The sequence below is a fragment of the Coraliomargarita parva genome, from assembly GCF_027257905.1.
In the GTDB taxonomy this organism is placed as follows: Bacteria; Verrucomicrobiota; Verrucomicrobiia; order Opitutales; family Coraliomargaritaceae; genus Coraliomargarita_A; species Coraliomargarita_A parva.
Genome location: NZ_JAPZEI010000004.1, coordinates 80273 through 94324 on the forward strand (window position 1 = coordinate 80273; position 14052 = coordinate 94324).

Genomic DNA, 14052 nt, shown 5'->3' on the forward strand with positions numbered 1-14052 from the left:
CTAAATTCGGTCTTAGCGGTGGCAGCCGGAGCAGCTTTGTGGCGGGTTGACGCCCCAGTCGTGGACAAAGCCCTCGATTTCGGCGAGTTCCTCGGGATCGGTCGGACGCTCCCAGTCGAGATTATAGACTTCTTCCTGCGGGCGGATGAATTGTTCCGGATTGCGGTGGCAGTCCAAACAGAAGGCCATGCTCAGCGGCTTGGCATGTTCCACCACATCCATCTTGTTGATTTCACCGTGACACTCGACGCAGCTGATCCCGCGGTTCACGTGAATGGAGTGATTGAAGAAGACATAGTCCGGCGTCTTGTGCACCCGTACCCAGGGAATCGGCTCGCCGGTATCAAAGCTCTTCTGTACCTCGGCCAGCATCGGGTCGCCCTTACGCACCATGCTGTGGCAGCTCATGCACACATTGGTACCGGGAACATTCGAGTGCTCCGAGCGGTCCACAAAGGTATGACAGAAACGACAGTCAATTCCCAGCTGCGTGGCATGCAGGTCATGGCTAAAGGCCACCGGCTGTGTCGGGGCATACCCGACCCGGGTATACTTCGGCGTAAAATAATAGGTCACTCCTAGGGTTACTCCTGAACCTAGCAGGATAACCGCGATGATGACTTTGATCGGGATCGTATTGACCCACTTCGGAAATACATTCGCCATGGCTCGTATTTAAAGGATCAGTCTGGGTAAATTATCTGGTAGTGGTTAGCATTCCTCAGTTCGCACCACAGCACGCTGCGCCGGACGAATCCGTCGCTCAGCCGAAGCTACCCCGCTCTTCTGACTACGGGTCGCGGCTTCGTTTTTCGTGTTGGCACCACTCAACTTGGATGCGCCGAGAATCCCTGTGACACTGGCACAGAGAAACCCTGCTTTTTTCAGGAATCCTTTTCGAGTGGTAGCTGTGGCGGTAGAGGTGGTAGTATCCATCAGTAACGAAGTGGCTTGTTAAAAGTGCCGCTAATTAGCATGGCAACCGTTTTTTCACAATCACTTCACTTTATCGGTCTATTATTCAGAGGGTTAGATGAGGCAACGATCTCTCGAAACCTCATGACTATAAGTCGCCTTCGGATTAAAGCAGATGCAAGACCGTTCCCACGCAGCCCCCAAGGAATTAGCAAAATAAATCCTAAGGATTAAATTTCTTTATTTTTCTTAACGGCTCCAAGCGCGCGTGCGGTCACCCAAAAACTGGAAATCAGCATGATCAGTGCGGCGAAGACCGGATGCAGCCAACCGCAGGCGGCCAGCAACATCCCTAACGAGTTGTAAGCGGCGGCATAGATCAAATTTCCCTTCAAGCGACGGCGGATACGACGGGCCAAGGTGATGGCTTCCGGCAGCACGGATAACCGGTCGTTGACCAGTTGTCCGGTGGCCACCGTACGCGTCATCGGCACACCGCTGCCCATAGCGACCGAAGCCGCGGCGCAGCTCATGGCACTGGCGTCATTCAAGCCGTCCCCGACCAGGATGGGGCACAATCCCGCCTCACCGGCCGCTTGAACACGCGTCTCTTTGTCCGCCGCGCTCAATCCGGCAGCGACTTCCAATTCTTCCGGCAGGCTCAGTTCGGGCCGGGGATCCCCGGTCAGCACCGCGGCGTCCACCCCCAGTTTGCCAAGCTCACGCCAAACAGCGTCAAGCCCCTCGCGCGCCTGTTCCTTCAGCACGAAGATTGCCGCTGGCACGCCTTGCTCAAAGACATACACACGCTTGCCGCCCTGCTCGCGAAGCTGCCGCTCTCCGGCCGCGAGCGCTTCGCGATCGGCCCCCAAACTGGCCTCGCCGATCTTTAATTGCCAATGACCGCCAGCGGCACTTTCCACCTCCGCAGACACCCCTTCCCCCGCGAGTATGCGCAAGGCATGCACCTGCACTGCGGGAGGGGCGCCTTCGCTGGCACGAACCAGCGCCTGAGCCACCGGATGGTTCAAGTGGCGCTCGATCACAGACACCGCCGCGAGCAGCTCGGACCGTTGCGCTCGCCAGGCATCCAGCACCAGCAATTCCGTAACCTGAAGTGCGGACTCGCTGAGGGTTCCGGTCTTGTCGAAAAACAGTTTCCGGGTGCGTGCGAGGGCGTCGAGCAAAGCACCGTCCCGGCTCACCAGCCCCATCCGCGAGAGCCGGAAAAGGCCCTGCCAGATCGCCACCGGCGTGGCCAAGCCGAGGGCACAGGGACAGGCCACCAGCAGGACCGCCATGCTGTTCAGCACTGCATCGGTCCAACTGCCCATGAAGGACCAATAGACCGCGGTCACCAGGCTCACCCCCGCCACCAGGGGCAGGAAGGACTGGATCAGCTGGTTCGCCTGCTCCTGCAACTCGGAGGGCCGGCCACCGGTACTTTCCACCGTCTCCAGAATGCGATCGAGTTCACGCTGCCCAGCCACCGCTTCCGCCTTCACCACGAAGAGTCCGTCCTCCGACCAGGTGCCCGCACGCACACGATCCCCGGGATGGCGCACCACCGGCACAGGCTCTCCACTGAGCGCGGTCTCCCGCACATAGCCGGAGCCCGAAAGAATCACGCCATCCACCGTGAATGGCTGACCGGGAGCGACCTGTACCCGGTTGCCCGGAAGGAGCTCGGACACCGGCATCCGGGTGACCACACCGCCCGAATCCACCAAATCGGCCTGGTCAAAGCGTTCGCGCAGCTGCTCGCTCTGCAGCAGGAGCTGGGACTGTGAGCGCTCGCCCAGCATGCGCCCGATCGTATAGATCGCGATGACGATGGAAACCACCTCGTAAAAGATCCCGCCCTGCCCCGTCACAGTGCTCACGATCGAACCTCCCAGCGCCCCGACGAGGCTCAGGGTGAAGAGTCCCTCAATCGAAAGCCGGCGCGCCCGCAACATCCCCCAGGTCGACTGCAGGAGCGGTCCCCCGAGGAAAGTCAACACGATCAGGGCGGAAAACAAGAGCCCGCCGTGCAGCACCCAGTACGCGACCGAGCCATAGTCCGGAGGGGTCATATTGACCGCCAGCGAAAAGACCATGCCCTGTCCGGCAAAGACCGCCGCCACCGCCACACGCAACCAGGAGCGTGCGAGCTGCTCGTCGAGGGCATCGCAACTTTGTTCGCCCGTGGTGCAGACCACGGCACGGGATTCGGTAGGAGACTGTTGGGAAGCGCCCATCAACATTAGAAAATGAGGCCTTCCGAAAAATCAGCAAGCTTCAGAGGTGGATACGACTACTCAAGGCACATTAAACAATTCCACACCTCCTAGGTAACAGCCTTTTGGGCACTACGGCGTTCCCAATACTCCTGCAGAACTCGCTCACGAGACGTCCACGCATCACTAAGACCATGATAGGATAAAAGATCGAAATTATAGACAAACGGATCATCACGTTCCGAGAGCGACTGAATCAAAGACGCATGCAGTCTGGCTTGGACATCAGCAGCTTCAGGCAACCCGATTAAATTCCGAAGTTGGTAAGGATCCTCGAGATTATCAAACAGCATCCAAGGATCCCCCCCTTCACGAACGGCATATGTATAACGAGGATCGCGCCATCCCCGCCAAGGAAGGACATTCTGCTGCTTGGACTCATCTGCCATAACATAGTCAGCCAAGAACACCGCATTCCGCCCCTTTAAACTTGGACTTCTCCACATTTCCGACAAATCAAGGCCATCCATGGCATCATACGACACCCCCCTCCACCCGAGTAATCTGGACAAGGTGGGAAGGTAATCACAGATTCCCAACAATCCAGAACAGCAGGCCCCCGCAGGAAGCAATCCCGGGCAGGAAGCAATCAGAGGGATCGAAATCGACTCTTCATAGGGCAGTTGCTTCTTCATCATACCATGCGACCAGAGCATGTCACCATGGTCGGAAGTAAAGACAACTAGCGTATCATCACGACGACCAAGCCGTTCAAGCTTCTTTAGAAGATGCCCAAAATTATCATCTAGAGCAGTAATCGCAGCCCGATATGCAGAAGTTGCCCCACGACAGTCTAAATTTTTCGCGAGCGCATTTCCAGTATCCTCCTCTACATTTGCTCGTAAATGCTGAGTCTCGCGAGGGTATAGTTCCAAATACTCCTCGGGCACTTGCCTGTAGGGGTCATGCGGAGGCCCCCATGATAAAAACATACAGAACTGATCACCGCGGTCCAGCCGCTCTAGATACTCACAGGCAAGCCTTGTCTGGATTTCCGGCTCATATCCTTGCTCATGAATAACTTCCGGTTCGTCCCGATAATAAACCGCCTTGAAATAATCATGCGAACAATTGAAGGCCGCCCAGTAATCGAAACCAAACCGGCGCTCTCCAGGAGGCGTAAAACAATCGCGCTCCGGTCCGTCCAAATGCCATTTACCGATGTAGGCCGTCCGGCAACCATTGAACTGCGCCACCGTGCCAAAAGTCTGCATACCTAATTTCATGGCCAAATCATTGCCCAGAACACCTGTTTTGGGTGGTAGACAACCAGTCAAAAGCGATGAGCGACTGGGACCGCAGACTGGAGTATTTGCATAGGCACCCGTAAATCGGACTCCAGTGGAAGCAAAACGATCTAGATTCGGGGTCCGGATATTCGGGTGTCCCGCACAGCCCAGGTCCATGCCGCGAAGTTGGTCAGCAAACACAAAGAGAAGACTTTTCGGACGCCCTCCCACAACTGCAGATGATTCACTATTACTTTCCTGACTCATTTCTAAAACCCGCCTTCATCGTCAAAAAATCAATTACCGCAGCACTGGTTGACTGCCACTCCTCTCGCCCTCGGACTCCATGTCCCCGACCTTCAAGCGTTTCAAAGTTACACAGACCACCTGATTGCAGAATCGTCGAAGCCAGACGCAATGAATTCTCATACGGAACGACACCGTCCTGATTACCGTGAACTAAATACGTGGGAGGAAATTGATCAGGCAAATGTCCGAAGACATTCATGCGCACCGCCTCCTGCCCAAACGTGCGAACCCCGCCGGCATACCCACTTTCAGATGTCGTGTCCGACACGGGAAAGAGTAAGACCAAGGCATTGGGAGGCGGCACCGGCAACCGAGCCAACTCCGGGATTCCATCCGCAATCGGGATAAGTGTCCAAAGGGCCAAGTGACCACCAGCAGACATACCACCGACAGCGATGCGCCGGGGATCGATATTTAGTTCCGAGACGTGTCCATGGAGCCACACATACGCATCTCTGGCATCCGCTACGGAATCCACCGGCCTCGAACCCGTTCTTTCAGCCGTTCGATAATCAGGCAAAACGACGAGCATACCTGCCTTGCTTAATGCCCGGGCTAGAGGGTTGATAAAGCCAGGATTCCCTTTAGCCCAGCCTCCACCAAAATAAAGAATCACAGCCGGATATGGCTTCACTCCGGCTTTCGGAGAAATCACGTAAAGCGGAATATCCCCCGATTCGGTCGACTTGTAAATATACCGTTCTGCATCCGAAAGGTTCTTCGGCGCTTCGAAGCTCTCACCACGCAACGAAACAAACGGCAGAAGCAGAGCAAACCAGGCGCAACAATAACTTGCGCATTTCAATATTTTACTGTATTTATTAACCATAATATATGAAAAAGTCAAATAAACCCGCCGTGCCGCAGAGCTACGGACACAAGAAGGAAGAGGTTGTCCGAACGCTGAGAAACCGCATTCTGAGCAACAGCTACCCTGCCGGTTCGCGCTTGCCTACGGTTGACGAATTGGTTTCGGAATTTGATTACAGCCGCACAACAATGCAGCAGGCGATCCGCCAACTGCAGGAGGAAGGGTTTGTTGAGACAGTAAACAGAAAAGGGCTTTTCGTCAGTGCGAACCCGCCACACCGCCATCGCATCGGCATCGTTTTTCCCTGTTCCAAGAATTCGCCGAACTGGACGAAGTTCTTTGCCACTTTTTTGGAAGAATTGCCGAATGTGGATTTTGGAAGCACCACATATGAATTCGACTGCTACCATCTCGAAGGATGCGACAAACTGGATCATGAATTTGCCCGACTGAAGCAGAACATTGCGTCGAAAACCCTGGCTGGATTGATTCTTCACAAGGGCGCAATCGCTCGCGTTCGCAGCATTCCAGACTACAACTCGCTGCCGGTAATTCTGATCAACGAGAGCCCCAAAGCCGCAGGAACACTTCCAGTCATCAAGACAGACAGCAACGTATTCCTGAATAAGGCGATGTCGTGGTTTAGCGAACGCAAACGCACAAAAGTCGCGTCGATTACGGCCGTGAGTATTCCACAACTGAAACCTTCCATTGCGAAAAAATACGGCCTGAAAACTAAAAACCATTGGTTCTGCGCCACAGGTATCAACGGCTACGGCATGATTCCCAATCTGATTCACTTGCTGCTTGATTATCCCAATGACGAAAGGCCTGATGCACTGCTGATTGCCAATGACCAACTCGCCGACATCGCAGTCAACGCAGTCACCGAACATGGCCTGCATATTGGCTCCGACATAGACATCGTAGCCCACTGCAATTGGCCTAAAACCTCTCAATATCTGCTGCCAGTCCGACGCCTCGGTTTCCACGCCCACGACTTCATCCGAGCCAGCGTCAAACTCATCGAAGAGCAAAGGCTGAAGCATCAGATTGAAGCGGAAACCCTGATCCCCGCCCTCTACGACAATGAAGTCGACAGGGACAGCCGGAATGGAGACAACCGGAATGATGGGGACCGATATTCGCATGAACTTGATGAAACCGATGCCTTCGTCCTCTAAAGTGCCGGCTTCCTATTAATTGAGTCTTCTCCCAGAGCAGCCCCGACGACATCAACAACCGAAGACGCCTTTAGTTTATCGACCACAAAATAATGCGGTGACTCGCCGACTGGCACGCACACCTCCTGATCGCCATCAAATACGTCAACCTGACGCCCGAAGATGTCATAAACTTTGACCTCTCGACCTGGAAACCTACCAAGCTCGACACCTTCATCATAAATCGAAGGATCACACTCTTCCGTCTTCCAAACGACGCCAATAGAACAATCGCTCCGCCCCTGGTAAACCTGAACAAACACTTCATCCTGAGGCAGAAACTCGCACTCGAATTTTGCCGACTCCATCCGTTGGATCAGTTCCCGATACGCCAGATACACGGGCAAGGGAGTGCCATCATAATCAAAAAGGGAGATCGCCGCTCCACGGTAAGGCAGAACCGAGTGCGGACGAGCGGCATTGAAGAATTGTATGCGATCAACTCCCGCGGCCATCTGAATCAGATGTGAGCGCACGCAGTAATTCGCCACAGTCATGGGCTTGTAATCCACCCCCGGATCATAGTTGTTGTTTGCGCCACGCTCTGTCCTAGGACGATCCGGGCGCAGCGCAACTTCACACCAACCATATTCAGTATTCCATAAAGGGGTCTCTGGCGCAAAATCAGCCATTAACTCCTGCAACTGCCGAACGGCACGCAACAAACCACCACGTTCAGGAGAGAGCGGCCAAACATAAGGATGAAATGAAATGACATCCAAATAGTCGGCTCCACCTTTTTCCAATATCGTTCGAACGAAAGGCACCATATCCCCTTCAATCCGATCACGCCGGTCCAACGTGGAGCATATACCCAAAATAAGAACATCAGGATCCACCGCCTTGGCCGCTTCATAGGCATGCTTCAATTGCTCCAAATAGCTATCAGCATCCATCACTCCGTTTGGCTCGTTGTGGACCTCCCAAGCAATGACCTTCCCCTGAAAATGACGAACCATCTCGGCAACATACCTGCGCCACAGCTGAGGGTCTTTAGCTAAAGGTTTTTGACGGCCCCAAGCCCCCGGCCCGGGCAAAACCGTTTCGACCCAATCAGGAGGCCCATGGCGCATGGAATAATTCAGTAAGCCTAGCATATCAATATACTCTTCCTCGAGAAACCCGATCGCGTGATCCGCTTCAGAGAAATCAAACTGGCCCTCCTGTTTTTCGACCTGATCCCACCAAATCCCATACTCACCGCCATGCAACCGCGAGGTCCCCCAGCCCAGGTCTTGCGCGATCATTTTCGCTTCCGGATCGTCATCAATTCGGCCCAAGAACAAGGAATCCGGATTCGCGACAAAGTCATCATGAGTGGCCTTCACTGAAAGCACCAGACTGTCAGTGACAACCTCACCTCCGACTTCCACACGCAAGATCGCCAGATACTGCCCGGCTTCCAGCTCCAGACTAAAACGATAGCTGCTCAATCCAAGAGGCAGCGGCGTCACCGGGCTCGAAAACTCAGGCACCTGCTTTCCGCCATGAAGGACATCATAAATCTCAAGGCTAAGCTTAGGTTGCAACTCGGATTCCTCACTATTAAAAAGCTGCACAGTCAACGGCAGCATTTGCCCCGCCCCACACCAGGCATGCGAGCCGTCCGATCGCAGCGAAATCTCAAGCGGCGCAGAGGGGACAAAATCTGAACTCTCACCCTTGCTTAGATTGAGCGCATCCAAACGGAACACGCTACTCTCTTCCGCCCCGTGGACCACAGGCGGAGCCCCTTGAACATCCACAGGCGAATTGCCTGGAGAAATCATAATCACCACATACCCCGGACCATCCTCCGGCACCTGAAAACTCAACGAACATCGCTGCCAGCCCTCACCAAGCCCCACAAAGCGGCGATGCCCATAGTTTGGACGTGAAACCTTATTAGAGCCCGGTTTAACATACGAAGTCATCACAGTCGCCTGCACGGCAGGCATGCCAGCCAACACTTTCGCATCAAAACTCAGCGTGTATCGACCCGGCCGAATTGGCAGCATTTCAGAGATAAAACGTTGCCCATCCCTCAGTTCCAAAGACTGTCGCCCATCCGTCGCATCATCCGCGAAGTGGGTCACGGTATCCGCCGAACGCACAACCGACGAACCGTTACGCATGCCGGCTTCAAAGCTACAATTCAACCGCCCCAATATATTACCATCCCAACGAACGGTATAATCCGTCTCACGAGGCAATTCAATGCCCCCGAGCTGCGCCACAGCCGGAAGCGAAGATGCCGGCAGGCCAAGATACAAAAACAGAGCGAAACGGACAATCAAAGAGAAGACACTAGTCCGGAGAAACATATGAATCGACTGCATAAGATGATAAAACGTAAGAGCCCATGCATCCCCCCCGAAGCACCGGAGCGAACGCGACCATAACACCGGCTTAGGCCGATGCAACCAAGAGACTTTGCGCAACGGTGCGCAACCAAACTAGATGAAGACGGGATGAACTACCGCCGCTTACGACAACGCACACAAAGCAACAGCAAACAGACTAAAGAAACTGCCCCTGCGGCATTAGACTCCGGAATAATCGAAATGGAGTCTAAAGTCGCAACAGTCGCACTTGTAACCGTGCCCACATTGATGGCACCAAGAACAAGCTTGGAAGCACTGGATGCACTCAACGCAAAGTTAGAGATCGACCCCGTTATCGTGCTACTGCCTCCGTCCGTGAAAGTCGTCCCCTCAACACTTACAGAATAAGTCCCACCTGCACCATCGAGCGTAATGCTTAGATCCGTAGGCAAGCCATTCAAATCATAAGAAGTCGTTGAGTTTGAGCTACCATAATCGGCAATCGACAAGCTCACACCTGTCGTATTCGCCAAGATCGAAATAGCAAATGCGCCTCCCCCGGCAGCATTATAGAAAGTCGGGTTTACTATGTAATTCCCTGAATTATATGTCCCGGACGGAGTGAGGTTAGCCGGATCCGATTCCTGCAACCCGACCAACACATAAAACTGATTGCTGCCTGTCGTCGTCAAGCCCCCTGAGTTAAGCGTCAAACCAGCCAGCTGAATATCCAAGGCAGTGGCAAAGGGATTAAATCCCGTGCCTTGAGAGATCAAAAGCGACCGCTGAGCCGCACTCGTCACAGTGGCAGCTTCGGTCAATATTCCAGAACCGACCAGGGGGTCATTTGCGCCCGCCGAACTGTAAACCTCCCAGGTATTAGTCGTATCCAGCGATGTGAACGTATCAGTTAAGACCTGGGCATTGAGTGGCGCAGCCCCAACCAGAGCCAGCAACAAAACATACAGGGTATTTTTTAAGGGTGTTTTTTGTATCATAGCAAATGTGTTCTTTACAATACAGAGGCATGTGTCAAGGATTTTATTTGACCTCAATCCCTTATATATAGCCATAAACTAGACATATGTTTTGTATTTTTCAACAAATCCAATAACAATACTAAAAGCATCCAATATTCTGATTCATAGAAATTGAATATGCAGTCAGCACCTCCCACTGAGCCATTTTGCTCTTAGTAATTCCCCCGCTGAACCCGCTTTCAATTCCGAGAAATAGCGCCCACCACCAAAACGCATTGGGAAGATATTTAAACATGATGAGACAAGCAGTAACAACACAAACGCCCCCCCCTCACCCGGCAACCGAATCTGCTGTTTTTAATAACCGACCAGCAGCGCTTTGACACTTTGGTCGCAAACGGAAATCCCTCCATGCATACGCCAGTGCTTGACGCACTGGCAGGCTCCGGAACGAACCTTCACGGCTATTTCACAAATAGCCCCGTCTGTGTGCCCAGTCGCTGCACTTTATTCACAGGACGCTACCCGCACAGCCATAAGGTCCGCGAAAACTATACTCTCTTGGAGGCGGGTCGAGAGTTCCACCTCTTCCGCATCCTGAAACAGGCAAAGTATAAGCTGGGATATGTCGGCAAGAACCACCTGCTGGATGAAGCGGAAAAACAAAACTTCGACTGCTTCAGCCTCGCCGGCAGCCATGAGCTAAGCTCACCAGACGAGCAGGTGCTCGATAGAGCATACAACGAGCACCTGCAGCAACACGGACTGAAAGAAGGCCAAAGCGACGCCGCCTGGCGCGCAGGCTTCACTCACACCCAAGCAGACACAAGCACCCGAAGCTACCAGACGGCCGAAAGTGCCATCGACTTCCTCAACTCTCAGGCGGGCTCGGCCCAACCATTTGCTTTGTGCGTATCCTTTGAAGATCCCCATGTTCCCCACATTGCACGAGCCGCGGACGCGGTTAAGTATCCGCTTGATGAGATCGAACTCTATCCAGACGAAGGCGACATCGGCCTATCAAGTAAAGCGAGACGCTGGCTGATCAAGAAGGCAGCCCAAAAAGCAAGCGAGGCAAGCACACAGGACAAGAAACGCTATATCGCCACCTACCGTGCCATGATCAGCTGGATCGACACCCAGATAGGCCGAGTCCTCGACACGCTCGAAAGCCTCCAACTAAGAGAGAATACCTTGATTGTCTTCACCTCCGATCATGGTGATTTCAACTTCGAGCACGGACTCGCCAAGAAAGACCTTATTTTAGCCGACAGCCTTTTGCATGTGCCATGCATCTTCTCACAACACAATCAAATCGTGCCGCAGACACGCCCGGAAGACTGCCTGGTCGAAGAAGTGGACATACTTCCGACAATCCTCGACCTACTCGGCGTTAAAATTCCCTTCGGAATCCAGGGAGTGTCGTTTGCGTCCGTCCTCAAAGGAACCACAAAAAATCACAAGGAGGCGGTTTACGCTGAAATCAGCCCTCCCTACCTCCGTTGCGGCTATTCGGATTTCCCATCGTTCGAAAAGGACCACGAAAAGAACGGCAAAACTCCCTTCAACATCCCCGGCGATTTCTGCAAATCCATTCGGACCCGGGATTGGCGCTACGTTTGGTATGCCACCGGCGAAGAAGAACTCTACAACCACCAGTCAGACCCAAATGAGCACTGCAACCTGGCCAAGCTTCATCCATACGCATCGATCAAGCAGAAACTAAAATTAAGACTACTCGAATGGAATGCACTGACCGAAGACCCGCTGGATACCAATCTAGGCCGCGAGCTCCAAAAACAATACACCGACTGGGTTCCAGTCTCGTTTCAGGATGGATTTCAAGGGCAACCCAGTTGGAAACCGAAAGTTTAGCGACAGCCCATCGCGGAATCAAAGTAGCGTCAAACAAACCACCAACTGACGGCAGTCGACAGAAAGCTACTGAGAAATTTTACGCCTCTCCTCTGCGCAAGACCAAGGCCATCTCATCTAACAATAAAAACTCTGAGACATACACACTTCCCCATGAAAAAGAAGCTCATTCCAATTCACGCCATCCTCCTGCTGACGTTGTCCATCACTGATCTCCAAGCCGTTGATGCACCCGTCATTCCCATGTGCGAACAAGAACTGGTGATCGTTGGCGATGCAGTCGAAGTGGAGATTGCCCCCATCCACAATGACAAAGCGTGGGCCTTTACCGCGCGTTGGGACGATAACCACAAAATCAATCCGGAGATGCGCGATGCCATGGCCAGAATCGGCATGCGTGGAACGTTTTACCTGAATCGATCCGAGGCGGAATCCGGAGCAGGAACCGAATACGCCCTGGCCTTAACTCAAGAGGGTTGCAGCATTGGCGGCCATACGTCGGAGCACTACTCCCTGCCCACATTAAATCCCAATGCTCTTTTTCGCGAAATATTGCTCAACCGCATCGAACGGGAGGCTGAAATTGATACACCAATCACCTCGTTTGCCTTTCCATTCGGCCATTATGCAGCCCCGGAAGAACCGGAGGCCATGGAGCGCGTCACAGACGCTTGGCTACGTAGTGGCTATCACCATAACGTCTATCACAACTTCGTTTACAACAACCCTTTCATGCCTGCCGGCTACGCATCTTCCGGGCATCAAGTAAAGCCGGGTGACTTCAAGATAGATGCGCAAAACTTCGAAAAGCAGATCAGTCGCATATTGGACAATCCACAAAAATACCAACAGCAAGACGCTGTTATCAGCCTGGGAGCCCACGCTCGCCAATCAACTGAAGAGATGGAGAAGTTCGAAGCGCTCATCGCCAACTACACAAAGCGGGACGATTTCTGGAACGCCAACGAAACTGAAGTAGCCTCATATCGCTTTCAATCCAAGCACACCACATTGACTCCCGATACTAAAACTCAGGGGACCTATCATATCGTTCGCCCACGAGCAAGTTACGCGGGCAATGACATTTCACTGACGCTACGCTTGACCGGCCCCAAACCCCAGAAGGTAATACTAGACGGCAAAGAGCTCAAGATACAGCCAAACGACGGAAATTGGCTGGTTAATTTGCCATATTCGCCCAAACAGTGCGCCCCTGAAAAAATTACATGGCTACAAAATGGTCCGGGAGAAAAACACCCGACTCCCGACAGTGATTTTCCCGGCCTGAACTTTCTACTGGAGCTCACTACCGACTCTGGCTGGTCATTGTCACTCATTAACAATAGCGACGAAACCATCCGCAACATACAGGTGATCCTACGATTACCAGCATACTACCAGGACGGAGTCCGCTTGATCGAGGTTCCGAAGCTACAGAAAGGAGAAAAACAAAACCTTCGCTTCGAACAGGGCCCGGTGCAGGACAATCCAATCTACCGCGACGGCGCAATTTTTGCTGCCGCCGAAGTGGACTTTCTCTACAGAAATCAACCGGGCCGAATTTACGCAACGTATCTAGGGGCCCCCGTCATCCGCCTCAGCGAAGATGTGCGCGACGCCAGCGTTGCCATTGGTCCACTACCACACAACATTGAGACCATTCAGAAACTTCTACCTTTCTCGATACCAGATGCCCCCCTCTCACCTCTTACAAATTCTCCACTGGATCAGTGGAGAACCGTCAACGACGACATCCGGGCCGACTTTGCGACGAATCGCTTCGTTGTCTACAACCAGGATCTCGAATGGCGCAAAGCAGCTAGAAGCTACGAAGGTAAATCAGCGTTCGTAGTAGTTGTTTGTGACATTTCACTACTGCAATCCGGCCCGTTGAAAATCAAATCAGGCCTAACACTGGCCAGTATCGGAATCGACGGCCATGATACTCCACTCAAAGATGGAATGACAGCTGACATTAGCGCCGGAAGCCATCGATTGATTTTGTTTTTTGAGAAAAACATCAGAGGGGCATATCATAAAGTCATGCCAACATACCTGAAGTTAACGGTTCATGAAGAGCCTGTGGATTACCTCCTCACAAAGCAACTCCCACACGAATCAATTTAAA

The 14052-nt window shown here is 53.0% G+C and carries 9 protein-coding genes; 3 read left to right on the plus strand and 6 right to left on the minus strand.

Annotated elements, in window-relative coordinates; genetic code table 11:
- Positions 1–12: 12 nt before the first annotated feature.
- From O2597_RS06850 to O2597_RS06865, 4 genes are all read right to left on the minus strand, one after another.
- Positions 13–666, minus strand: a complete 654-nt coding sequence (locus tag O2597_RS06850) for a cytochrome c3 family protein (RefSeq protein WP_269523539.1) — start codon at positions 664–666, stop codon at positions 13–15.
- Positions 667–1145: 479 nt separating this feature from the next.
- Positions 1146–3155 (minus strand): heavy metal translocating P-type ATPase, encoded by a 2010-nt coding sequence (locus tag O2597_RS06855; protein ID WP_269523540.1) that lies wholly within the window; start codon positions 3153–3155, stop codon positions 1146–1148.
- Positions 3156–3244: 89 nt separating this feature from the next.
- Positions 3245–4690, minus strand: coding sequence for a sulfatase family protein (locus O2597_RS06860; RefSeq protein ID WP_269523541.1), 1446 nt, complete (start codon positions 4688–4690; stop codon positions 3245–3247).
- Complete coding sequence (locus tag O2597_RS06865) at positions 4674–5561, minus strand: alpha/beta hydrolase (protein WP_269523542.1); 888 nt, start codon at positions 5559–5561, stop codon at positions 4674–4676. The genes O2597_RS06860 and O2597_RS06865 overlap by 17 nt, the downstream gene beginning before the upstream one ends.
- Before the next feature lie 5 nt (positions 5562–5566).
- On the opposite strand from O2597_RS06865, the gene O2597_RS06870 reads away from it, so the two are divergent.
- Positions 5567–6727, plus strand: a complete 1161-nt coding sequence (locus O2597_RS06870) for a GntR family transcriptional regulator (protein WP_269523543.1) — start codon at positions 5567–5569, stop codon at positions 6725–6727.
- Here the strand turns inward: O2597_RS06870 and O2597_RS06875 are convergent.
- Positions 6724–9084 (minus strand): endo-1,4-beta-xylanase, encoded by a 2361-nt coding sequence (locus O2597_RS06875; protein ID WP_269523544.1) that lies wholly within the window; start codon positions 9082–9084, stop codon positions 6724–6726. The genes O2597_RS06870 and O2597_RS06875 overlap by 4 nt on opposite strands.
- 137 nt (positions 9085–9221) lie before the next feature.
- Positions 9222–10067, minus strand: a complete 846-nt coding sequence (locus O2597_RS06880) for a hypothetical protein (protein ID WP_269523545.1) — start codon at positions 10065–10067, stop codon at positions 9222–9224.
- A gap of 333 nt (positions 10068–10400) precedes the next feature.
- Between O2597_RS06880 and O2597_RS06885 the strand changes: the two genes are divergently transcribed.
- Both O2597_RS06885 and O2597_RS06890 read left to right on the plus strand, forming a co-directional pair.
- A complete protein-coding gene (locus tag O2597_RS06885; protein ID WP_269523897.1) occupies positions 10401–11924 on the plus strand; it encodes a sulfatase family protein in 1524 nt (507 codons plus the stop codon).
- Between the two features lie 153 nt (positions 11925–12077).
- On the plus strand, positions 12078–14051 hold the full coding sequence (locus O2597_RS06890) for a polysaccharide deacetylase family protein (RefSeq protein WP_269523546.1): 1974 nt from the start codon (positions 12078–12080) through the stop codon (positions 14049–14051).
- Position 14052 lies beyond the last annotated feature (1 nt).